Origin of the sequence: Pseudomonas sp. 1928-m (genome assembly GCF_029269135.1) — a bacterium.
GTDB lineage: Bacteria > Pseudomonadota > Gammaproteobacteria > Pseudomonadales > Pseudomonadaceae > Aquipseudomonas.
The window spans coordinates 571,247-593,940 of the sequence record NZ_JARIXO010000001.1 but is presented as its reverse complement, the minus strand read 5'-3'; the positions used below and the strand labels follow the sequence as shown (position 1 = coordinate 593,940).

Genomic DNA, 22,694 nt, shown 5'->3' with positions numbered 1-22,694 from the left:
ATACAAGCCACGGGGTTTTCCCCGACCTACGTCCGTTGGCCGCCCAGCCGCGCTATAATTCGCGCCTTTCCTCACTCCCACGCCAGGCCCCATGATGAACCAGGATCAACTCAAGCAAGCCGTCGCCCAGGCTGCCGTCGACTTTATTCTTCCCAAACTCGACGCCAAGAGTGTGATCGGAGTCGGCACCGGCTCCACCGCCAACTGCTTTATCGACGCCCTGGCCAAGCACAAGATGGAATTCGATGGCGCCGTCGCCAGTTCCGAAGCCACCGCCGCACGCCTCAAAGGCCATGGCATTCCGGTGTATGAGCTGAATACCGTCAGCGACCTGGAGTTCTATGTCGACGGCGCCGACGAGAGCGACGAGCACCTCAACCTGATCAAGGGCGGCGGCGCAGCCCTGACCCGCGAGAAAATTGTCGCCGCCGTGGCGCAGACCTTTATCTGCATCGCCGACGCCAGCAAGCTAGTGCCAGTGCTCGGCGCCTTCCCACTGCCAGTGGAAGTGATCCCGATGGCGCGCAGCCATGTGGCGCGCCAGCTGGTCAAGCTCGGCGGCGACCCGGTGTATCGCGAAGGCGTGGTGACCGACAACGGCAATATCATCCTCGACGTGTTCAACCTGTCGATCACCAACCCGGCCGAGCTGGAAAGTCAGATCAACGCCATTGTCGGTGTGGTCACCAATGGCCTGTTCGCTGCCCGCCCGGCCGACCTGCTGCTGCTCGGCACCGCTGAAGGGGTAAAAACCCTCAAGCGCACCTGACGCCTAGGGCGGCAGAAGCTGGCGGCTGTGCAAAAATGGATCAAGTCGGCAGACAGCCCGCGCCCCGGGAGTCATGCTGTCAGCATTGCTTAGTTACCAGGATCATCAGGGAGTTCTATGTCCGCATTCGTCTCATCCGCCCATGATCGCCAGCTCGACCTCGGCGACCTGTTGCGTGAACTGGTGGCACAGGGCCGGACCAATCAGGACAATGCAGAGCAATGCCTGGCGATCCGCCGCAGCGCCGCCAGCAACCAGCAACACCCGCTGGAGTTTCTCGCGGCCCAGCAGCTCGATGATCTGAAAAACCCAGGCAAAAAGCTCGAGCTGGAAACGCTGACCAGCTGGCTCGCGGAACAATGCGGCCAACCCTTCCTGCGCATCGACCCGCTGAAGATCAATGTCGCCGCCATCACCCCGCTGATGTCCTACGCCTTCGCCCAGCGCCACAAGATTCTCGCCGTGGCCGTGGACAATGACAGAGTAACCATTGCCAGCAGCCAACCACTGGTGCACAGCTGGGAAGCCAATCTGATCCATGTGCTCAAGCGCCCGATCAAGCGCGTGGTAGCCAGTCCAACGGATATCCAGCGCTTTACCGTAGAGTTCTACCGCCTGGCCAAATCGGTCAGCGGCGCCTCGGCCGGCGACACTAAGATCAGCGGTGTGGGCAACTTCGAGCAGTTGCTGAATCTCGGCGCCCAGGATCAGGAGCCCGACGCCAACGACGCGCATATCGTCAATATCGTCGACTGGCTGTTCCAGTACGCCTTTACCCAGCGCGCCAGCGATATCCATATCGAGCCGCGCCGCGAACAGGGTAGCGTGCGCTTTCGCATCGACGGCGTGTTGCACACCGTCTACCAATTCCCACCGCAGGTGACCGTTGCCATCGTCAGCCGCCTAAAGAGCCTCGGGCGGATGAACGTTGCGGAAAAGCGCAAACCGCAGGACGGCCGGGTCAAGACCAAGACCCCGGACGGCGGCGAAGTGGAGCTACGTCTGTCGACCCTGCCCACCGCCTTTGGCGAAAAGATGGTGATGCGGATTTTCGACCCGGAAGTGCTGCTGAAAAGCTTTGACCAACTGGGTTTCTCCGCCGATGACCTGAAACGCTGGCAGAACATGACCAGCCAGCCCAACGGCATCATTCTGGTCACCGGCCCTACCGGCTCGGGCAAAACCACCACGCTGTACACCACGCTCAAGCAACTGGCCACGCCTGAGGTCAACGTCTGCACCATCGAAGACCCGATCGAGATGATCGAAGGCACCTTCAATCAGATGCAGGTGCAGAGCAATATCGACCTGACCTTCGCCAGCGGCGTACGCGCCCTGATGCGCCAGGATCCGGACATCATCATGGTCGGCGAGATCCGCGACTTGGAAACCGCCGAGATGGCGATCCAGGCGGCGCTGACCGGGCACCTGGTGCTCTCGACGCTGCACACCAACGACGCACCCAGCGCCATCACTCGCCTGCTGGAGCTGGGCGTACCGCATTACCTGCTCAAGGCCACCCTGCTCGGCGTGATGGCGCAGCGCCTGGTGCGCACCCTGTGCCCGCACTGCAAGGCGCCGCAGACCCTGGATGAAGACGGCTGGCAGAGCCTGACCAAACCCTGGAGTGCGCCGCTGCCGACTCAGGCCTGCAGCGCCGTCGGCTGCCTGGAGTGCCGCGACACCGGCTACCGCGGCCGCGCGGGGGTGTATGAAATCATGCTGATCAATGATGCGATGAAACCGCTGATCACTGCCGACACCGACCTGATTGCGCTGCGTCGGCATGCCTTCAAGGAAGGCATGCGCAGCCTGCGCCTGTCCGGCGCGCAGAAAGTCGCCGCCGGCCTGACCACCATTGAGGAAGTGCTGCGGGTGACTCCGCAGAGCGAGCAGAAATAGCGCCGGCGCACGCCTCAGCTTCTGGGCAGGCGCTGCTGGCGGGCGAGAATACTTGCGACCCGCTGCGGCTTGCAGTCCAGGTAGGCAGAGGCTTGCAGCAAGCGCTGGTTGGAATGCCAGGCGAAGAGAAACTGCCCGCCCTTGAGCTGATCGACCACCATCCGCGCCACTTCCGGGCGCACCGCTGGGCAACCCAGGCTGCGGCCGATACGGCCATGCTTCTGCGCCCAGCCGGGGTTCACATAACCGGCGCCGTGAATCACGATGGCACGCTCGCGGGCCAGGTCATTCAGGCCGGGTTCCAGACCATCCATACGCAGGGAATAACCATGCTTGCCGCTGTAGCTTTCAGCGGTGCGGAATAACCCCAGACTGCTTTGATGGCTGCCCAACCGATTGGAGAACGCCTCGGCAAAGTTCTCCCCGGACTTGCGGCCGTGAGCGACAAAATCACGTAACAGCAAACGCTTGCGCTGCAGATCGAAGATCCACAACCGCCGCTCGGTGGAAGGCCGCGAATAATCGATCACCGCCAGTCGGCGCGCAGGCTCAGCACCATGATTGACAGCGCACTGCATGGCCGCCAGCGCATGCTGCAATGCCTGCTGATTAAGCCCAGGGGCAATCCGCACCAAATCCCTGAGCAGCCCATCCTGCTCCGCGGCGGTCGCCGACAACGGCATCCACGAAAGCCATAAGCCGATCAGGCAGAACCTGCCAAGACGTCCAAACATTGCGCAAATACCTCTAGTACCTTCGGACGTCCTGTCACAAGATCCAACCATCGCCCGCCTATACTGGCTGCGGCCAAGTTGTTCTTAGCCCATGGAATGGAGCAGTAGATTGTTCAAAAAACGCACACTCTACCTGAGCGCCGCTCTGCTCACCCTGCCATTGGTCGCCAATGCCGCCGACGCGCCCTTTGCCACCAGCGCCGATCTGCGCCCATTGCTGGCCCAGCTAACGCAGCACTGCAGCCCATTACCGACAAGCCTAGACGAGAATGCTCAGCGCCTGCTGCAGGCTTTTTATACGCAACGCGACGGCCAACCGGCCTGGCAGAGCAGCGAACAACTGCTGCAATTGCGCGAACAGCTGGCGCAATTGGCCGATGACGGTCTGCAGCCCAACGACTATCTGCTGCCCAGCCTGATTGCGGAAAGCTTCGCCGAGCAGCGCGACTGCGCCGAACTGCTGACCAGCCACAGCTACCTGCAGGCCCTGCTGCACCTGCGTCGCGGCCGTTTGCTGCAACAGCGCCTGGAACCACTGTGGCAGGCGCCTGGGCAGACCAACCCGGACCCGCAACTGGCGACCCTGTCGCTGGCCCTGCTGCATCTGCACACACCGGCCCTGGCCTTTACCAGTGCGCGGCCGGCCACCGTGCACTACCAGCGGCTGCGTAGCGCCTACGCGCAACAACGCCTGCTGCCTCTGCGGGAGTGGACGACATTGGCCAGCGGTACGCTGCTCAAGCCCGGCGGCAAGGATGTGCGACTGCCAGCATTGCGCGCACGCCTGATCGCCCAAGGCTACCTGGTTGCACCGTTGGAAGAGCTGGGCAGCACCTACGACCTGGCCACGCAAAGTGCCCTGGAGAATTTTCAGCGCGACCACGGCCTTAACCCGGATGGCATTCTCGGCCCCGCCAGCCTCACCGAGCTGAATATCAGCGTACAGATGCGTCGCGAGCAGCTGCGCGCCAACCTTGAGCGCCTGCGCTGGCTGGCCGACTCAATGGGCGATGCCGAAATACTGATCAATGTCGCGGCCGCCGAAATCCAGGTGCAGCGCGATAACCAGCTGCTTTGGCGCAGCCGTACCCAGGTCGGCCGCGCCGAACGGCAAACGCCGCTGCTCGCCTCAAGCATTGTGCGGCTGACCCTCAACCCAACCTGGACCGTGCCGCCGACCATCCTGCGCGAAGACAAATTGCCGGCCATTCGCGACGACATCAGCTACCTGGAACGCCAGCAGATGAGCGTGCTCGACCGCGACGGCAACCTGCTCGACCCGCACAGCATCGACTGGGACAACCCCGGACCGATTCGCCTGCGCCAGTCCGCCGGCAGCCATAACCCACTCGGCCGCGTGGCCGTGCGCTTCGACAATCCGTTTGCGGTTTATTTACACGACACTCCCAGCCAGCAGCTGTTCAGCAAGGCGCCGCGCGCGTTCAGCTCGGGCTGCGTGCGGGTCGAAGCCGTCGACACCCTGCTCGCCTGGTTGCTCAGCCCGGATGAGCTGAACAGCGTGCAGACGCGCATCGCCAGCGGCGAGACGCAGCAGTACCGCCTGCAACACCCGGCGCCGCTGCTGATTGCCTACTGGACCGCCGAAGCCACAAAGGGCGGAGCCCTGCGCTACTACCCGGATATCTATGCGCGTGACGCCCGCCTGATCAACGCCCTGGCGCCAAGCGTGCACTGATTCGCACGCATGACCGTTGATCGGCGCACCTTGCAACACCATCGACAGCTGCGCCAACGCCAACTGTGCTTAGATACCTGAACCGCTAATCAGCAGACCTCACTCGCCAAGGAGCTACATCACATGGAAATCGGCAGCGTCATTTTTCTTTTTGTCGGCCTCGCCGTCGCCATCGTCTTTATGGGCTTCAAGGTTGTGCCGCAGGGCTACGAATGGACAGTGGAGCGCTTCGGCCGCTACACCAACACCCTCAAGCCGGGCCTGAACATCATCGTGCCGATCATGGACAAGGTCGGCCGCAAGCTCAACGTGATGGAAAACGTGCTGGATATTCCGCCGCAGGAAGTGATCACCGCCGACAACGCCACGGTGCAGATCGACGCCATCTGCTTCTTCCAGATCATCAACTCGGCCCAGGCGGCCTACGAGGTGAACAACCTCGAACACGCCATCCGCAACCTGGTGATGACCAATATCCGCACCGTGCTCGGCTCCATGGAGCTGGACGCCATGCTCGGCCAGCGTGACGCGATCAACGAAAAACTGCTGCGCACCGTCGACGAAGCCACCGCGCCCTGGGGCATCAAGATCACCCGCATCGAGATCAAGGACATCAGCCCACCCGCCGACCTGATGGCCGCCATGTCCGGCCAGATGAAAGCCGAACGGATCAAGCGCGCACAGATTCTCGAAGCTGAAGGCCTGCGTGCCGCCGCCATCCTCACCGCCGAAGGGCAGAAGCAGGGCGACATCCTCAAAGCCGAAGGCCAGCGCCAGGCCGCCTTCCTCGAAGCCGAAGCGCGCGAACGCGCCGCCCAGGCAGAAGCCGAAGCCACGCGCATGGTTTCCGAAGCCATCGCCCAGGGTAACGTGCAGGCGGTCAACTACTTCGTCGCGCAGAAGTACATCGAAGCCCTCGGCCAGCTGGCCAGCGCCAACAACAGCAAGGTCATCCTCATGCCGCTGGAAGCCAGCCAGGTAATCGGCGCCGTCGGCGGCATCAGCGAAATTGTCAAAGCCACCTTCGGTGAGAAGAAGGGTTAAGCCATGTGGGACTTTTTACAGCACCTGTCGTACTGGAACTGGCTGGCGTTCGGCACGCTGCTGCTGATTCTCGAAGTGTTCGGTGCCGGTGGCTACCTGCTGTGGATCGGCCTGGCCGCCGCCAGCGTCGGCCTGCTGACCTTTATCTTCCCAAGCCTGCCCTGGGCTGCGCAGTTCATCCTGTTCGGCCTGCTGTCGATACTCACGGCGGTGTTCTGGTGGCAGCGCCAGCGCAGCGCAGCCAAACCTTCCGACCAGCCGGGGCTGAACCAGCGCGGCAGCGAATTCGTCGGTCGCACCTTTGTCCTGCACGAAGCCATCCATGGTGGCCGCGGCAAGATCAAGGCCGGCGACAGCCTGTGGCTGGTGAGCGGTGCTGACCTACCGGCGGGCACGCCAGTGCGCGTAGTCGGCCAGGATGGCGTGCTGCTGAAAGTTGAGGCCGCATAGTGCGGTCGAGCACATCCTGTATAGCCGGTTGGCCCCGGCCATACAGGGGTTAATGCTCTTATCGGCTGCTACCTGGGCAACGCGTAAACCTTGAACAGCACCTTGACCATCTCACCCGGCTCCCCCAGGTGGCGGCGGTAGATGTTCTCCAGTTCGCCGGAGCGGTAGCTTTCGCTCAGCGCGGTATCCACCAGCAGGCGCAGGTCCTCATCAGCACGGGCCAGGGCCATGGCCACCGGGGCGAACTCGTAGATGCGCTCCAGCACCCTCATCTCGCTGGCATCCTTGTTCTTGGCCAGGTAGTTCTGCAGCAGGATGCGCTCGGAAAAGAACGCATCAGCCTTGCCCTCCGCCACCAGTTGCACGCCCTGCTCTGGGTTAGCGACGGTCACCAGGGTGGCGACCACCCCCAGCTGGTTCTGCTGCTGACGCACCCAGGCCTCGGTTGCACCGCCCTCGGTGACCGCATAGGTGTGGTTGGCCAGGCCACGGTTGATGGTGGCCCGCCAGGTCGGGCCGCTGTGCGCCACCTTGCCGTTAAGCACATTGATCAGCGCCGGCGAGGCATCCTCACGTACCAGCGCGGCAAGGCCGGCGGTGTAGATCGGCAGCGAAAAGCTCACCGCCTTGCGCTCTGTCAGCGTTTCCAGGGTCGGCGAGCAGAGAATGTCGATGCTGCCCGAGCTGACCGCAGCGATGCTCTCGGCCTCCTCCACCGCCTGGTAACGCACCTGCAGTTCGGTCAGGCCCAGCTCGGTTTTAATATGCGCAGCCACCTGCTCGCACAATTCGATGGCATAGCCGCTGGGCTGGCCGTCCTGCTGGCTGCTGAAGGGCGCAATATCCGGCAGGTAACCAAGAGTCAGGCTGTTGCTGCTGCGCACGCGCTCCAGCGTACTGGCGCTGGCCAGCAGCGGCAGGGCGAGCAGACAGGCCAGCAGCAGGTTGATGGGTTTTAGCAGTTGTCCGTTCATGTCCATATCCCCAGATTCAGATGGCTTGGCAGTCCGCATGCACACTCACGCCTGACCAGGCGCGGGCGGCTCAGCGACAAAGCGCTTGGCGATAAAGCCGTACAGCAGATAACCCAGCGCCAGTACCAGCATCGCGCCGAACACCGCATCCTTGCCCGAGGCATACAGGGCGTAGAAGCAATAAACCATCGCCACCAGCAGCACCACCACGTTGCGGGTATAGATCGCCGCGCTGACGCGGGCCTTGTACATGATCACCAGCAGGCCGGAGAGCGCCGTGACATAGGGGATCAGGTTGGTCACCGCGGCCAGGTTCACCAGCTTGCTGAACTGCGCGCTGGCATTCGGCGAGATGGTCGACAGCGCCAGCAGGGTTTGCAGCACCCCGCACACGATCATGCCGATCACTGGCGCATTGGCCGCAGTGACCTTGCCGAACAGTTTGAGGAACATGCCCTGATCCGCCGTGACCTTGGCCGTTTGCGCCAAAGTGAACTGCCAGCCCAGCAGCGAACCAATGCAGGCCATGACAGCCAGGCCCATGATGATGTTGCCGATAAAGGGGTTGAACATCTGCGCATAGACATAGGCAAATGGCGCGGTGGAGTTGGCCAACTCGGCATTCGGCACAATGCCCTGAATCACCGTGGTCGACAGTACATACACCACTGCCGCGCCGAGGGTGCCGAACAGGCAGGCCAGCGGCACATTGCGCTCGGGATTTTCCACCGCATCGGAGTTCTGCGCCGCCGACTCCATGCCGAGGAAGGCCCACAGAGTCAGCGGAATACTCTGCGCAATGGCATCGCTGATCTTCAGGCTGTGCGGGTTCCAGGCATCCTTCAACACCGCAGGGTCAAACCAGAACCAGCCGATCAGACTGAGCCCTGCCACTGGAATGATCACCCCCCAGACAGTGATCGCGCCAATTCTGCCGGTGATACGCGGGCCGCCGAAGTTGGCCACCGTGGTCAGCCAGATCAGCCCGACTGTGCCGACAAACAGCGGAATCGCGCCACTGCCCAGCCAGGGGAAGAACGGCGTGAGATAACCCACTGCAGAAATACCGATGGCCACGTTGCCGATGGCCAGCGAAAGAAAATACAGAAACGAACAGAGAAAAAACGCCGACTTACCGTGCGCCTCCTCGGTATACGCCGACATACCGCCCGAGCGGTGGCAGTAGATGCCGCACTGGGCGAAACAGTAGGCGATGGCCATGGAACCGACGGCGGTGATGATCCACGACAGCAGCGAAACGGCCCCCAGCTGGGCCATGCTCGACGGCAACATGATGATGCCCGACCCCATCATGTTGACCGACACCAGGGTGGTAAGCCCCACCAGGCTCATCTTCTTGCTTGACTCAGCCATCGACCTCTCCTTGTTCTTTGCGTGGCACTGGCGCGGCCAGCAGCCAAGGCTGCCGGCCGGGAGTGGCTAAACGTTACTGTTTGACCACATAGACCCTGTACGTCAGCCCACCCTGGCCATCGCGCTCAATCTCGACGCCATGGTTGTCGTGCTCAAACCCGGGGAAGTGGCTGTCGAACAGTTCCATCGCCAGCAGGTAATCGATGATCGCCTGCTTGTCCGCGCCAGCCTTCTCACCCGGCATCATCAGCGGGATACCCGGTGGATAGGGCACGACCTGCACGGCCACGGTGCGGCCTTGCATGTCACGCACGGCGATCTGCTCGATCTGGCCTTTGACCAGCTTGGCGTAGGTCGCCCGCGGCGATGAAACAACGTCGGGCAACAGGCTGAAGGCGGCGTCCATGTTGTGCAGCAGCTTGGAGGCGAGCATGTCCTGGTGCATGGCGTCGGCCAGGTCCTTGAGCCCCATGCCGGCGTAACGCTCGCCGTGGTTGGCGACCAGCTCAGGCATCACCAATTCCAGCGAGGCGTTGCTGTCGTAATGCTTCTTGAACTCCATCAGCCCGGCGACCAGCGAGCCCCACTTGCCCTTGGTTACGCCCAGGCTGAACAACAGCAGAATCGAATACGGCTCGGTCTTTTCCACCACGATGCCGCGGCTGGCGAGAAACGACGACACCAGCGGCGCGGGAATACCGCTGGCCTCCATCTGCCCTTCCAGGGTCTGCCCTGGGGTCAGTACGGTGACCTTGATCGGGTCGAGCATGCAGTAATCACGGCCCAGGTCGCCAAAACCATGCCAGCTGGCGTTCGGCTTGAGCACCCAGGCATCGCCCTGGCGCAAGGTCTGCGGGTCGAGGTCGGCAAAGGGCACGCCGTTGACCTCATCCGGTTGCCACACGCCAAACCACCAATCCTGCGGCTTGCGCTTACGCACCTCATTACCCAGACGCACCATGGCCTGGCGGAAGGCGATGGCTTCGCCGATGGACTCATCGGTGAGGTACTCGCCGGCATCGTCCATCATCTTCGCCGACACATCGGTGGAGGCGAGGATGCTGTACTGCGGCGACGTCGAGGTGTGCATCATGAAGGCTTCATTGAACAGTGCCGGCTTGACCGGCACCTTGCCCGAGCGGATATGGATCATCGAGGCCTGCGACAGCGCCGCCAGCAGTTTGTGGGTCGAGTGGGTAACGGTCACCGTGGCGTCATCGGCATGCCGTTCGCCACGGTGCATGCCGTAGCGGCCTTCATACAGCGGATTGAAGCGCGCGTAGGCATACCAGGCTTCGTCGTAGTGAATCCGGTCGACGCTCTGGCTCAGTTCGCGGGTGGTGGTCTGCACGTTGTAGCAGAGGCCGTCGTAGGTCGAATTGGTCAGCACCGCCAGTACTGGACGGGCCTGCTTGTCGGTCATCAGCGGACTTTCGGCGATTTTCTGCGCCACCGCCTCGGGCGTCAGCTCGCTGCGTGGCACCGGGCCGATCAGCCCGCGTGCGTTACGCCGTGGCCGCAGGTACAGCGGCACCGCGCCGGACATATTCAGCGCGTAGTTCAGCGACTTGTGGCAGTTGCGATCGACCAGCACCGCATCGCCATCAGTCACCGCCGAGTGCAGGACGATCTCGTTGCTGGCTGAACTGCCACCGACCGAGAAGAAGGTGTAATCGGCGCCAAACACCCGCGCGGCATTCTTTTCCGCCTCGGCAATCGGCCCGGAGTGATCATTCAGCGAGCCCAGCTCACCCACCGACACGCTGAGGTCGGAGCGCAACATCTGCTCACCGTAGAAGTCGAGAAAACTGCGCCCCACTGCGGTCTTCATAAAGGCAGTGCCGCCGGTATGCCCAGGGGTGTGCCAGGAGTATTCATGGGTGTCGGCGAAGTTCACCAGGGCGCCGAAAAATGGCGGCAGGATGCTGTCCAGATAACGCCGGGCAGCGGCTTCGATGCGTCCGGCGACAAACGCCGGGCTGTCTTCCGGCTGCCAGATAAACCCGTCGATATTTTCAACAAACTCCAGCGGCACCCGGCTCTGATGCGCCTGGCTCATACCGAGCATGATCGGCAGCTGCGCGGTGCGCTGGCGGATCAGCTGAATCAGCTGCAGCGCTAACGGCAAGTTCTCCTCGCACAAGCCCCAGCCGAGGATGACGCAGCAATAGGCTGGGTCGGCGCGAAAGGCGATTTCCGCGTCATCTAGCGAGCTGACTCGCTCAACCTCCAGGCCATGTTGCTGCAAGGCCCGACCCACCTCCTCGGCGCTGCGAAGAACGATGCTGTCCGGGTGTTCCAGGGTGTTGACCACAATCAGCACCGGGTAACGCTGGGCTAGGGATGCCGGCAACGGCACTTTCGCGTGACTCATGATGAACTCCTTGTATTAGACCTGATGGGTGCCAAGCCTTAGCAGGTTGTTGAAAAACTACCTGCGTTGCCATCGCGGCGTTAAAAACAGACTCAAAATGCTCATTTACAACTCGTAAACTCCGCTTTTTCGCCTGTTTTTGCCTTGCGCTGGCTGCCTCGCCAACGTTTTTCAACAGCCTGCTAGCGCTTGAGGCACCAGAAGTGGTAACCGCCGTCCTGATGCACGGCGCCCTCTACCTCTTTCTCGAAACCGGGGAAGTGCTTGCCCCAATCCTGCAGGGCCTGGATATAACGAATCCATGGGCCATCCAGCGGCCCGAGGTTCTCGCCGGGCATGACAATCGGGATGCCTGGTGGATAGGGCATGATGCCAACCCCAGTAACCCTTCCTGCCGCCTGTTGCAGCGGCAGCAGTTCGACCTCGCCGGTTTGCAGCGCCTGGAATGCAGCACGCGGGGTTGTTTCGATCAGCGGCAGGTTGCCGAAGGCTTCGGCCTGCAGGGCGTCCATGCGGCTGCTGCGCATGTACTCGAACATCTCGTTGCTGAGGTCACGCAGGCCCATGCCGTGGTAGCGCTCAGGCGCCTGGGCGAGCAGATCAGGCAACACCCGCTGCAGCGGAGCATTGCTGTCGTAGTGACGTTTGAAGGCCAGCAGCACGTTGATCAGCGTGCCCCACTTGCCCTTGGTTACGCCGATGCTGAACAGGCACAGCACCATAAAGTCGGTGATGCGCGACGGCACGATATTGTTGCGGTAGAGAAAGGCACCGAGGATGGGCGCAGGGATGCCCTCCGCCAACAGCTGGCCATCGGCGCCCATGCCCGGCACCATGATGCCGACCTTGATCGGGTCGAGCATGCACCAGCCTTTTTCCAGACCAGCGAACCCATGCCATTCGGCGCCGGGCTCCAGCTCCCAGCAGGCGGGATCGCTGGTCAGTTGCTCGGCATCGGCGTCGGCAAAATCAACCGTCTTGCCAGTTTTGCTATCGCAGACCTGCGGCGCGTTCCACGGCTGGAAGAACCAGTCGCCGCGGCTGGCAAACTCGCGGTGGGTACGCGCCAGCGCCTGGCGGAAATCCACCGCCTCGCGCAGCGAATCCTGGGTCAGGCTATAGCCGCCGTTGCCATCCATCATCGCCGCGCCCACCTCGTTGGAGGCGAACAGCGCATACAGCGGCGAGGTGCTGGCCTGAATCACAAAGGACTCATTGAAGCGGCTGTGCTCGACCGGGTTGCGGCCATTGCGAATATGGATAAACGAGGCCTGCGACAGCGCGGCCAACAGCTTGTGGGTGGAATGGGTGGCGAACACCGTGGGCGCATCGGCTTTGTGGCTACTGGGCTCACCGCGCATGGCAAAGCGGTTCTGATACAGCGGGTTAAAGCGCGCGTAGCCGTACCAGGCCTCATCGAAGTGAATGCGCTCACTGCTCTGCGCGAGCAGGCCCTCGGCGCGTTCGGCGTGCAGGCACATGCCGTCATAGGTGCAATTGGTGACCACGGCATACACGGGCTTGCTGCCCTTGGCCTGAGCACGCAGCGGATGGTTGGCGATGGCGGCCTGGATGCGCTGCGCATCGAACTGCGCGGGCAGCAGTGGGCCGATAATCCCGTAGCGGTTGCGTGTCGGCGTCATATACAGCGGCAGGCCGCCAGTCAGTACCAGGCCCTGCTCGATGGACTTGTGGCAATTGCGGTCGCACAGGGCGAACTGGTTTTCACCGACGCAGGCCATAAAGATTGCCCGGTTGGAGCCAGAAGTGCCGTTGAGTACCGAGTAGCTGGCGTGGGCACCGAAGATCCGCGCCACATAGGCTTCGGAGTCTGCCACCGGGCCGCTGTGGTCGAGCACTGAACCGAGACTGCCGCGCTCAATACCGCTGTCGGTGCGAAACAGGTTTTCCCCGAAGAAATCAAAGAACACCCGGCCAACCGGCGACTTGGTAAAGGCAATCCCGCCCTGATGCCCCGGCGCGGCCCAGGAGTGCTCATCCTTCATGGTGTAGCGCAGCAGTGCATCGGTAAACGGCGGCAGCAGGTGTTCGAGGTAGCGGTTGATCGCGGCAATCACCCGACCGACCACAAAGGGCGCGGTGTCTTCGAGCATCCAGACGAACTCGTCGGCCAGACCCATGGCCTCCACCGTGATGCTCTTCTTGGCATTACGGTCGGCCATCAGAAATACCGGGACGTTTTCATTGCGCTGGCGAATGCTGCGCAGCAACTCCAGCGCCTGGGCGTGAGAGCTATCGTCATTCTTGCCCAGGGTCCAGTCGACGCAGATGCAATGCAGCGCCGCATCGGACATCACCGCCGCCAAGCCATCCTCGTAGGAGGTGGCCTTGATCAGCTCGGCATTGCGGCTGGCAAATTCGTCGACCAGTTCGTTGAGCACGCGGCCACGCATGCTGGCTGGGCTGCCGAGGTCGTCGTCGACCATCAGTACGCGCATTTTCAGGGGTTTGTTGGTTCGTCCAATCATCAACCTGCCTCCATCGTCCTTTTTGCGCAAACGCAGTCGCACTGTCCATACCCTGGCACCCAGTAACCGTGCAGGGGTTAGTGCATAGAAACCGGGGAATTGCTGCATGCCCGATCACCCCACTATGCGCCGAGTGGGGAAACATCTTGTGACATGGATCAACAGCCTAGTCAGCATCGCGGGCCGCGCAAACTTTCTGACCGAACAAACAGCTGAGTGCGACAAATCGCCGTGCTAGAGCGGCACAGTGCCATTACGCAAGACAAATAAAGGCCCATAAACAACCAAGCCCCGCGAGGCGGGGCTTGGTTGTGCAGCTAAGCAGGCGGCTTAAGCGTCGCTGTCGGCGCTGGCCTTGTAAGCGGCCGCATCGAGCAGCTTGTCCAGCTCGCTGGCATCGCTCGGCTTGAGCTTGAAGAACCAGCTGCCGTAAGGATCGCTGTTGACGCTTTCCGGGCTGTCGGCCAGGCCGTCGTTGATCGCGATCACTTCACCGGAGACCGGTGCGTAGATGTCGGAGGCGGCCTTGACCGATTCCACCACCCCGGCTTCCTGACCGGCATTCAGGGTCTTGCCGACTTCCGGCAGCTCGATGAATACCACATCACCCAGGGCTTCCTGAGCGTGATCGGAAATGCCAACGGTAACGCTGCCATCGGCTTCCAGGCGCGCCCACTCATGGCTGGCGGCGTAACGCAGATCGGCGGGGATATTGCTCATGTGTCGTTCCTCATCTGACATGACGGCGACCACGCCGTCATGGAAATTTAGCAGGCCTTGGCCATACCGAAAGAAAGTCTTTAAAAACCTAGCGAGCCGCTCCAAAACGGGCGCTCTCGACCATCCATGGCCAAATCAAAGCTCAGATCAGGGCCTTGCCGTTACGCACAAACGTCGGTTTGACCACCCGCACCGGGTACCACTTGCCGCGGATTTCCACCTCGGCGCGTTCGTTGGTCGCTGCCGGCACGCGGGCCAGAGCGATGGATTTACCCAAAGTCGGCGAGAAGCTGCCGCTGGTGATCTCACCTTCGCCCACCCCTTCAACCCGCACCACCTGGTGCGCACGCAGCACGCCGCGTTCTTCCAACACGAGGCCGACCAGCTTGGAGGCGACGCCTTCGGCCTTCTGCTTCTGCAGCGCGGCGCGGCCAACGAAACCACGGCTGGCCGGTTCCCAGGCAATGGTCCAGGCCATGTTGGCGGCCAGCGGGGTGACGCTTTCGTCCATGTCCTGGCCGTACAGGTTCATCCCGGCTTCCAAGCGCAGGGTGTCACGCGCGCCCAGGCCAATAGGGGAAATCCCGGCACCGACCAGCTCATTAAGGAAGGCCACCACTTCGCTGGCCGGCAGCATGATTTCCAGGCCGTCTTCGCCGGTGTAACCAGTGCGGGCGATAAACCACTCGCCATCCGGCTGGCCTTCGAACGGCTTGAGACTCTGAATCAGGTTGGCGCGCGATTGGCTGACCAGCTCAGCGGTCTTGCTGCGCGCATGCGGGCCTTGAATGGCCAGCATCGCCAGCTCGGCGCGCTCGTGCAGCTGTACGTCAAAGTCGACGCTCTGCAGGCGCATCCAGGCCAGGTCCTTGTCGCGGGTCGAGGCATTCACCACCACGCGGTAACCAAAGTCGGTCAGGTAGACGATCAAATCATCCACCACCCCGCCCTGCTCGTTGAGCATGCCGCTGTAGAGGGCTTTGCCGATGCTTTGCAGGCGCTCGATGTCGTTGGCCAGCAGGTGTTGCAGATAGGCCTTGGCCTGGCTGCCACTGACATCCACCACGGTCATGTGCGACACATCGAACACCCCGCAGTCGCGACGCACCTGATGGTGCTCCTCGACCTGCGAGCCATAGTGCAACGGCATGTCCCAACCGCCGAAGTCGACCATCTTGGCACCCAAGGCGAGGTGCAGGTCATAGAGCGGTGTGCGCTGTCCCATAAGTGTCTCCTTGCGGGCTGGGCAGTGCAGCGGCAACCTGGCTGAGCCCAGACAATCGGGCACTGGCACGGGCTATCAAGATGATCGGCCGCTGCGAATGGCGCGCATTGTAGCCGCAACACCGGGGGCGGTCATCTTGGTCTTGGCTGTACTGAAGGAGCCTGGCGGGTTACGCCGCTACGCGGCTAACCCACCCTACCCGTGACGCCGCGCCGAACGGCGGATCAGCAAAATCACCGGCAGCAGACCGACCAGTACCAGCGTCAGGGCCGGCAGCGCAGCGCGCGCCCACTCGCCCTCGCTGGTCATTTCAAACACCCGTACCGACAGCGTGTCCCAACCAAAGGGGCGCATCAGCAGGGTGGCGGGCATTTCCTTGAGCACATCGACAAACACCAGCAACGCCGCCGACAACGCCCCCGGCACCAGCAAGGGCAGATAGACCTTGAAGAACAGTCCAACGCCGCCGACACCCAGGCTGCGCGAGGCCTCCGGCAAGGACGGGCGAATGCGCGCCAGGCTGTTTTCCAACGGCCCGTAGGCCACCGCCATAAAGCGGATCATATAGGCCAGCAGCAGCGCCGACAGGCTGCCGAGCAGAGTCGGCTTGCCCGCACCGCCCAACCAGCTGGACAGCGGAATCACCAGCTCGCGGTCCAGGTAACTGAACGCCAGCATAATCGCCACCGCCAGCATCGAACCGGGCAAGGCATAGCCAAGGTTGGCTACGCCGACGGTGGAGCGCATCAGCCGGGTCGGCGCCAGGCGTCGGGAGAAGGCCAGCAGCAAGGCCACGCTGACGGTAATCAGCGCCGCCATCGCGCCTAGGTAGAGGGTGTGCAGGATCAAGGCGCTGTAACGCTCATCCAGATCAAAACGGCCGCGCTGCCAGAACCAGACGATCAGCTGCAGCACCGGAATGACAAAGCCGCAGGCGAATACCAGGCCGCACCAGGCGCTGGCGGCCAACGCCTGACCGCCCTTGAGGTGATACAGCGCCTTGCCGCGCGGCCGTTCATTCACCGGGCGTACGGCTCCGCGGGCGCGGCGTTCGCCGTAGAGCACCAGCATCACCGCCAGCAGCAGCAGGCTTGCCAGCTGAGTGGCGCTGGTCAGGCTGTAGAAGCTGTACCAGGTCTTGTAGATGGCCGTGGTAAAGGTGTCGAAGTTGAACACCGAGACCGCGCCGAAATCCGCCAGGGTTTCCATGATTGCCAGCGCCAGGCCGGCACCAATCGCCGGGCGCGCCATCGGCAGCGCTACGCGCCAGAACGCTCGCCACGGGCTCAAGCCGAGCACCCGCGCGGCTTCCATCAAGCCCTTGCCCTGGGCCAGAAAGGCATTGCGCGCAAGCAAGTAAACGTAGGGGTAGAACACCAGCACCAGAACGATGATCACCCCGCCGGTGGAACGCACCCGGGGGAAACGCACCCCGCTGCCGAACCACTCGCGCAGCAGAGTCTGCAGCGGGCCGGCGAAATCCAGCAGGCCGACAAACACGAACGCCAGCACATAGGCGGGAATGGCAAATGGCAGCATCAGCGCCCAGTCCAGCCAGCGCCGACCGGGGAACTCGCAGAGGCTGGTAAGCCAGGCCAGGCTCACGCCAAGCAGCGTCACACCCACGCCAACTCCGAGGACCAACACCAGGGTATTACCAAGCAGGCGCGGCAACTGGGTTTGCCACAGGTGCGCCCAGATCTGCTGGTCGACCTCGTGCCAGCTGAACATCAGCACGCTCAGCGGCAGCAGCACCAGCAAGGCAACGGCAAAGGCGATGGGGTACCAGCGGCGCTGGGCAGGATGGGCCACGCAAAGTCCTCAAAACTGGAAAACACAACGCCCCGGACTGAGCCGGGGCGTCGAGTATAACGGCGTAGGATGGGTTGAGGCGCGTAGCGGCGATACCCATCGTGTTGGATGCGATGGGTATCGCTGCGCTCAACCCATCCTACGCACTAGCTGCTGACGATCTGCGCTTAGTTCCAGCCAGCGCGATCCATCAACATGGTCGCTTCAGCCTGGCGCTTGCCGGCGACTTCGGTGGCAATCGAGTCAGCCTTAAAGGTGCCCCACGCAGCGACTTCCTTGGACGGTGCAACCGCCGGGTTGGCCGGGAACTCCTGGTTGACGCCGGCGAAGATAGTCTGCGCTTCTTCGGTGGTCATCCACTCCAGCAGCTTGCGCGCGGCTTCGGCGTTTGGCGCGTACTTGGTCACACCGGCACCGGCCAGGTTGACGTGCACGCCACGGTCGTTCTGGTTCGGCCAGTACGGCTTCACTTTCAGGTCAGGCTGCTGCTGGTGCAGGCGGCCATAGTAGTAGGTGTTGGTGATGCCAACGTCGCACTGGCCGGCGTCGATGGCTTGCAGCAGCGCGGTGTCATCGGCGAACACGTCGGTGGCCAGGTTGTTGACCCAGCCCTTGACGATTTCTTCAGTTTTGGCCGCGCCATGGGTTTCGATCAGGGTGGCGGTCAGCGACTGGTTGTAGACCTTCTTGCTGGTACGCAGGCACAGGCGGCCTTCCCAGTTCTTGTCAGCCAGGGCTTCGTAGGTGCTCAGCTCGCTCGGTTTAACCCGCTCGGTGGAGTAGAAGATGGTCCGCGCGCGCAGCGACAGGCCAGTCCAGCTGTCAGTGCTGGAGCGGTACTGGGCTGGGATATTGGCAGTGATCAGCTCGGATTTGGTCGGCTGCAGCACGCCTTCCTGCTCGGCTTGCCAGAGGTTGCCGGCGTCTACGGTGATCAGCAGGTCAGCCGGGGTGTTGGCACCTTCGGCTTTCAGACGGGCGATCAGCGGCGCTTCCTTGTCGGTGATGAACTTGACCTTGACCCCGGTTTTCGCGGTGTAGGCATCGAATACCGGCTTGATCAGCTCGTCGATACGCGAGGAATAAACCACCACTTCATCGGCGGCCTGCGCAGTGCTGGCGAGCGCGGTGAGAGAGAGTGCGGCGAACAAGCCTTTGCTTACCTGCATGGTGTAGTGCCTCTTGGTATAGACGAGTTAAGGTGCCAAATAGTAGTGAATGACATTTAGCTTCTCAACTCGCTATCCATTTAAACCTGTAACAAGTGCCTTCAACCCTCCTTTATGCCACCGCCTGCTGGGCGGCCAACTGCTTGGCCTGCTCGCGCAGCACGAACTTCTGCACCTTGCCGGTGCTGGTTTTCGGCAGGCTGGTAAACACCACGCAGCCCGGCACCTTGAAACGCGCCATGCGCTGCTGACAGAAGGCGACGACTTCCTCGGCGGTCAACTCGGCGCCCGGCTTGAGGGTGACGAAGGCGCAGGGCGTTTCGCCCCATTTGGCATGGGCCATGGCCACTACGGCCGCTTCCAGAATCAGTGGATGGCGATACAACACGTCTTCCACCTCGATGGAGGAGATGTTCTCGCCGCCGGAAATGATGATGTCCTTGCTGCGATCCTTGATCTCCACATAACCGTCGGCGTGCCACACCGCCAGGTCGCCGGAGTGGAACCAGCCACCGGCAAAGGCCTCTGCGGTGGCTGAGGGGTTCTTTAGGTAACCCTTCATCACCACATTGCCGCGCATCATGATTTCGCCGATGGTCTGGCCGTCTTTCGGCACCGGTTGCAGGGTATCGGGGTCGGCTACCATCAGGCCGTCGAGCAGCGGCGCACGCACACCCTGACGGGATTTCAGGCGCGCACGCTGTTCCGGGCTTTCACTGTCCCATTCACTTTTCCACTCGCAAGCCACGCTGGGCCCGTAGGTTTCGGTCAGGCCGTAAACGTGAGTAACGCGAAACTCCAAGGCTTCCATGGCCTCGATTACCGCTGCGGGTGGTGCGGCGCCGGCGGTGAGCACTTTTACCGGACGGGTTTTCAGGGCTTTCAGCGCGTCATCGGCGTTGGCCAGCATATTCAGCACGATGGGCGCGCCGCAGAAATGGTCGACGCCATACTCGGCGATGGCCGGATAAATCGCCTCGGCGCGCACATGGCGCAGGCACACATTGACCCCGACATAGGCGGCCAGCGCCCAGGGGAAGCACCAGCCGTTGCAATGGAACATCGGCAGCGTCCACAGGTACACCGGGAAGCGGCTCATGTCCCAGCACATGGCGTTGGACAGCGCGTTCAGGTGTGCGCCGCGGTGGTGATAGACCACGCCCTTGGGGTTGCCGGTGGTGCCGGAGGTGTAGTTGAGCGAGATCGCCTGCCACTCGTCCGCCGGCAACTGCCAGGCATAGTCCAGGTCACCTTCGGCCAGCAGCGCCTCGTATTCCAGCTGGCCGATCAGCAGACCCTCGGTATATTCCGCATCGTCGATGCCAATCACCAGCGGCGGCTGTGGCAAGTGACCGACCACACGCTGTGCCAGTTCGCCGAACTCCTTATCCACCAGCAGCACCTTGGCTTCGCCGTGCTGCAGGATAAAGGCGATGGCTTCGGCATCCAGACGGGTGTTGATGGCATTCAGCACCGCGCCGCACATCGGCACGCCGAAATGCGCCTCGAACATCGCCGGGCCGTTCGGCGCGATCACCGCCACCGTGTCGCCCAGGCCGATGCCGCGCTGGGCCAGGGCCGAGGCCAAACGAATACTGCGGCTGTAGGTTTCGCCCCAGGTCTGGCGCAGGCTGCCATTGACCAGCGCAAGGCGCTGCGGATAGACGCTGGCGGCGCGCTCGAGAAAGCTCAGCGGGCTGAGCGCCTGAAAATTTGCCGCATCGCGGGGCATGCCGTATTCGTAGGGATTGACGCTGTGCATTGTTGTTCTCCAGCTGGGCGTTGTGCGCAGAGACCATAGCAGCCGTAAGGTTTTAGCGATGCGCTACCTTGGTCGAAACCGTGACTTGCAAGTCAGCAATCACGTCAGCATAGGCATCCGAACAGCCATGCTGGGCGCTTGATCGCGGCGTAATAACCGCCGCAGAGCGCTCTAGACTGCGTGACAGGCCTCCATAGTTTTATCTCGGCTTGTCTGGCGCCCTCTTTTCAAGGAGTTATCGAGTGACTTCACGTTTACCTGTGATCGTTGGTTTTGGTGGCTATAACGCGGCTGGGCGCAGCTCCTTCCACCACGGTTTCCGCCGTACCGTGATCGAGTCCATGGACACGCCCGCGCGCCAGCAGACCCTCGCTGGCCTGGCGGTGATGATGAAGCTGGTCAAGGTGGTCGATGGCGGCTATCAGGATGACGCCGGCACTGCCCTAAGCCTGGCCGAGATCGACAGCCGCTTCGCCGAGCAGATTCTCGCCTCGACCCTGGTGCGCCGCATCGAGAAACAGCACCTGGATGTCGACGCGGCGCACTGGCAAAAAACCATCGACATCAGCGCCACTGCCGGCCAGCCGCTGAGCTTTATCACCCTGCGCAAGCACCTGCCCGAGCCACTGCCGAGCGACTGGACGGTGGACGAGCTGAACGCCAGCGAAGTGCTGGTAACCCTGCACGACAACTGTGAATTCAAGGTCGACAGCTACCGCGCCCTGCCGGTGAAATCCGCCGGCCAGCTGCCCACCGGCTTCGAACCGAGCGAGCTGTACAACGCACGCTTCCATCCGCGCGGTCTGGCCATGACCATCGTCGGCGTCACCGATGCGCTGCGCGCCACCGGCATCGACTGGCAGACCATCATGCAGCACGTGGCCCCCGACGAAGTCGCGGTATTCGCCGGTAGCATCATGAGCCAGCTCGACGAGAACGGCTTCGGCGGCCTGATGCAGTCGCGCCTCAAGGGCGGTCGCGTCACCGCCAAGCAGCTGGCCCTGGGCCTCAACACCATGCCGGCGGACTTTATCAACGCCTATGTGCTGGGCAGCGTCGGCACCACAGGCAGCGTCACCGGCGCCTGCGCCACCTTCCTCTATAACCTGCAGAAAGGCATCGAGCTGATCAGTTCGGGCAAGGCGCGGGTGGCCATCGTTGGTAACAGCGAAGCACCGATCAATCAGGAATGTATCGAGGGTTACGGCGCCATGGGCGCGCTGGCCACCGAGGACGGCCTGCGGCAGATCGAAGGCAACGACACCGTTGATTTCCGCCGCGCCAGCCGCCCGTTTGGCGAAAACTGTGGCTTCACCCTGGCTGAAGCCTGCCAGTTCGTCGTGCTGATGGATGACGAACTAGCCCTGGAGCTGGGTGCGGATATCCACGGCGCAGTGCCGGATGTGTTTATCAACGCCGACGGTTTCAAGAAGTCCATTTCCGCACCCGGCCCCGGCAACTACCTGACCGTGGCCAAGGCCGTGGCCAGCGCCGTGCAACTGCTGGGCATCGACGCGGTACGCGAGCGCAGCTTTGTGCATGCCCACGGCTCCAGCACCCCGGCCAACCGCGTGACCGAATCGGAAATCCTCGACCGCGTGGCCAGCGCCTTCGCCATCGAGCAATGGCCGGTGACAGCGGTGAAAGCCTTTGTCGGCCACTCCCTGGCCACCGCCAGTGGCGATCAGGTGATCTCCGCTCTGGGCAGCTTCAAGTACGGCATTATCCCGGGGATCAAGACCATCGACGCGGTGGCCGAAGACGTGCACCAGCAGCACCTGAGCTTCGCCACCGCCGACCGCTCACGCGCCCCCGAGCAGCTGGATCTGTGTGTAATCAACTCCAAGGGTTTTGGCGGCAACAACGCCAGCGCCCTGCTGCTGGCCCCGCATGTGGCCGAACGTATGCTGCGCAAGCGTCATGGTGAAACCGCGTTCGCCGCCTACCTACAACGCCGCGAGGCCACCCGCAGCAAAGCGCAAGCCTACGACGCGCAAGCACTGCTGGGGGATCTGGGGATTATCTATAACTTCGGTAACGACCTGATCGACGACCAGCAGATCGAGATCAGCGCCGAGCAGATCAAGGTGCCGGGCTTCGCCCAGCCGCTGGTGTTCAAGAAGGATGAGCGCTTCGGCGATATGCTCGACTAAGCCGAGCCATCGCCGAATACTCCGGGCTACGGGCCATATAGCGCCGC

16 protein-coding genes are annotated in these 22,694 nt (G+C 62.4%); 6 read left to right on the top strand and 10 right to left on the bottom strand.

Annotation, left to right across the window (positions count from 1 at the left end):
* The first annotated feature begins 94 nt into the window (after nucleotides 1-94).
* Together rpiA and P3C18_RS02635 are read left to right on the top strand one after the other, a co-directional pair.
* A complete protein-coding gene (gene rpiA / locus P3C18_RS02640) occupies nucleotides 95-769 on the top strand; it encodes a ribose-5-phosphate isomerase RpiA (RefSeq protein WP_275960321.1) in 675 nt (224 codons plus the stop codon).
* Between the two features lie 117 nt (nucleotides 770-886).
* Nucleotides 887-2,671, top strand: coding sequence for a type II/IV secretion system protein (locus P3C18_RS02635; RefSeq protein ID WP_275960320.1), 1,785 nt, complete (start codon nucleotides 887-889; stop codon nucleotides 2,669-2,671).
* 14 nt (nucleotides 2,672-2,685) lie between these two features.
* Here the strand turns inward: P3C18_RS02635 and P3C18_RS02630 are convergent, their stop codons facing one another.
* The gene (locus P3C18_RS02630) at nucleotides 2,686-3,354 is read right to left on the bottom strand and encodes a murein L,D-transpeptidase catalytic domain family protein (RefSeq protein ID WP_275961563.1); all 669 of its coding nucleotides are present in this window, start codon (nucleotides 3,352-3,354) and stop codon (nucleotides 2,686-2,688) included.
* 160 nt (nucleotides 3,355-3,514) lie between these two features.
* On the opposite strand from P3C18_RS02630, the gene P3C18_RS02625 reads away from it, so the two are divergent.
* The 3 genes from P3C18_RS02625 (at nucleotide 3,515) to P3C18_RS02615 (ending at nucleotide 6,595) form a co-directional block, all read left to right on the top strand.
* Nucleotides 3,515-5,101, top strand: coding sequence for a L,D-transpeptidase family protein (locus tag P3C18_RS02625; RefSeq protein ID WP_275960319.1), 1,587 nt, complete (start codon nucleotides 3,515-3,517; stop codon nucleotides 5,099-5,101).
* A 123-nt stretch (nucleotides 5,102-5,224) separates the two neighbouring features.
* Nucleotides 5,225-6,145: an SPFH domain-containing protein gene (locus P3C18_RS02620; protein WP_275960318.1), complete on the top strand. Its 921-nt coding sequence runs from the start codon at nucleotides 5,225-5,227 to the stop codon at nucleotides 6,143-6,145.
* A 3-nt stretch (nucleotides 6,146-6,148) separates the two neighbouring features.
* Entirely contained in the window at nucleotides 6,149-6,595 is a 447-nt protein-coding gene (locus P3C18_RS02615) for an NfeD family protein (RefSeq protein ID WP_275960317.1), read from the top strand.
* A gap of 68 nt (nucleotides 6,596-6,663) precedes the next feature.
* Here the strand turns inward: P3C18_RS02615 and P3C18_RS02610 are convergent, their stop codons facing one another.
* The 9 genes from P3C18_RS02610 to P3C18_RS02570 form a co-directional block, all read right to left on the bottom strand.
* A complete protein-coding gene (locus P3C18_RS02610; RefSeq protein ID WP_275960316.1) occupies nucleotides 6,664-7,569 on the bottom strand; it encodes an amino acid ABC transporter substrate-binding protein in 906 nt (301 codons plus the stop codon).
* A 45-nt stretch (nucleotides 7,570-7,614) separates the two neighbouring features.
* Nucleotides 7,615-8,943, bottom strand: a complete 1,329-nt coding sequence (potE, locus tag P3C18_RS02605; RefSeq protein WP_275960315.1) for a putrescine-ornithine antiporter — start codon at nucleotides 8,941-8,943, stop codon at nucleotides 7,615-7,617.
* Nucleotides 8,944-9,016: 73 nt separating this feature from the next.
* Nucleotides 9,017-11,317, bottom strand: coding sequence for an Orn/Lys/Arg decarboxylase N-terminal domain-containing protein (locus P3C18_RS02600; protein ID WP_275960314.1), 2,301 nt, complete (start codon nucleotides 11,315-11,317; stop codon nucleotides 9,017-9,019).
* Nucleotides 11,318-11,499: 182 nt separating this feature from the next.
* The gene (locus tag P3C18_RS02595; RefSeq protein ID WP_275960313.1) at nucleotides 11,500-13,806 is read right to left on the bottom strand and encodes an Orn/Lys/Arg decarboxylase N-terminal domain-containing protein; all 2,307 of its coding nucleotides are present in this window, start codon (nucleotides 13,804-13,806) and stop codon (nucleotides 11,500-11,502) included.
* A gap of 330 nt (nucleotides 13,807-14,136) precedes the next feature.
* Complete coding sequence (gcvH, locus tag P3C18_RS02590) at nucleotides 14,137-14,526, bottom strand: glycine cleavage system protein GcvH (RefSeq protein ID WP_275960312.1); 390 nt, start codon at nucleotides 14,524-14,526, stop codon at nucleotides 14,137-14,139.
* 142 nt (nucleotides 14,527-14,668) lie between these two features.
* Nucleotides 14,669-15,751, bottom strand: a complete 1,083-nt coding sequence (gene gcvT, locus P3C18_RS02585; RefSeq protein WP_275960310.1) for a glycine cleavage system aminomethyltransferase GcvT — start codon at nucleotides 15,749-15,751, stop codon at nucleotides 14,669-14,671.
* A gap of 195 nt (nucleotides 15,752-15,946) precedes the next feature.
* Nucleotides 15,947-17,563: an iron ABC transporter permease gene (locus P3C18_RS02580; protein WP_275960309.1), complete on the bottom strand. Its 1,617-nt coding sequence runs from the start codon at nucleotides 17,561-17,563 to the stop codon at nucleotides 15,947-15,949.
* Nucleotides 17,564-17,730: 167 nt separating this feature from the next.
* Nucleotides 17,731-18,732, bottom strand: a complete 1,002-nt coding sequence (locus P3C18_RS02575) for an extracellular solute-binding protein (RefSeq protein WP_170048611.1) — start codon at nucleotides 18,730-18,732, stop codon at nucleotides 17,731-17,733.
* A 112-nt stretch (nucleotides 18,733-18,844) separates the two neighbouring features.
* Nucleotides 18,845-20,494, bottom strand: coding sequence for an acyl-CoA synthetase (locus P3C18_RS02570; protein WP_275960308.1), 1,650 nt, complete (start codon nucleotides 20,492-20,494; stop codon nucleotides 18,845-18,847).
* 242 nt (nucleotides 20,495-20,736) lie between these two features.
* On the opposite strand from P3C18_RS02570, the gene P3C18_RS02565 reads away from it, so the two are divergent.
* On the top strand, nucleotides 20,737-22,647 hold the full coding sequence (locus tag P3C18_RS02565; protein WP_275960307.1) for a beta-ketoacyl synthase: 1,911 nt from the start codon (nucleotides 20,737-20,739) through the stop codon (nucleotides 22,645-22,647).
* Nucleotides 22,648-22,694 lie beyond the last annotated feature (47 nt).

What these genes read in the sequence shown, in the direction of transcription:
- rpiA (WP_275960321.1), top strand. Translation starts at nt 95, where the DNA reads ATGAACCAGGATCAACTCAAGCAAGCCGTCGCCCAGGCTGCCGTCGAC.
- P3C18_RS02635 (WP_275960320.1), top strand. Translation starts at nt 887, where the DNA reads ATGTCCGCATTCGTCTCATCCGCCCATGATCGCCAGCTCGACCTCGGC.
- P3C18_RS02630 (WP_275961563.1), bottom strand. Translation starts at nt 3,354, where the DNA reads ATGCCGTTGTCGGCGACCGCCGCGGAGCAGGATGGGCTGCTCAGGGAT.
- P3C18_RS02620 (WP_275960318.1), top strand. Translation starts at nt 5,225, where the DNA reads ATGGAAATCGGCAGCGTCATTTTTCTTTTTGTCGGCCTCGCCGTCGCC.
- P3C18_RS02615 (WP_275960317.1), top strand. Translation starts at nt 6,149, where the DNA reads ATGTGGGACTTTTTACAGCACCTGTCGTACTGGAACTGGCTGGCGTTC.
- P3C18_RS02610 (WP_275960316.1), bottom strand. Translation starts at nt 7,569, where the DNA reads ATGAACGGACAACTGCTAAAACCCATCAACCTGCTGCTGGCCTGTCTG.
- potE (WP_275960315.1), bottom strand. Translation starts at nt 8,943, where the DNA reads ATGGCTGAGTCAAGCAAGAAGATGAGCCTGGTGGGGCTTACCACCCTG.
- P3C18_RS02600 (WP_275960314.1), bottom strand. Translation starts at nt 11,317, where the DNA reads ATGAGTCACGCGAAAGTGCCGTTGCCGGCATCCCTAGCCCAGCGTTAC.
- P3C18_RS02595 (WP_275960313.1), bottom strand. Translation starts at nt 13,806, where the DNA reads ATGATTGGACGAACCAACAAACCCCTGAAAATGCGCGTACTGATGGTC.
- gcvH (WP_275960312.1), bottom strand. Translation starts at nt 14,526, where the DNA reads ATGAGCAATATCCCCGCCGATCTGCGTTACGCCGCCAGCCATGAGTGG.
- gcvT (WP_275960310.1), bottom strand. Translation starts at nt 15,751, where the DNA reads ATGGGACAGCGCACACCGCTCTATGACCTGCACCTCGCCTTGGGTGCC.
- P3C18_RS02575 (WP_170048611.1), bottom strand. Translation starts at nt 18,732, where the DNA reads ATGCAGGTAAGCAAAGGCTTGTTCGCCGCACTCTCTCTCACCGCGCTC.
- P3C18_RS02570 (WP_275960308.1), bottom strand. Translation starts at nt 20,494, where the DNA reads ATGCACAGCGTCAATCCCTACGAATACGGCATGCCCCGCGATGCGGCA.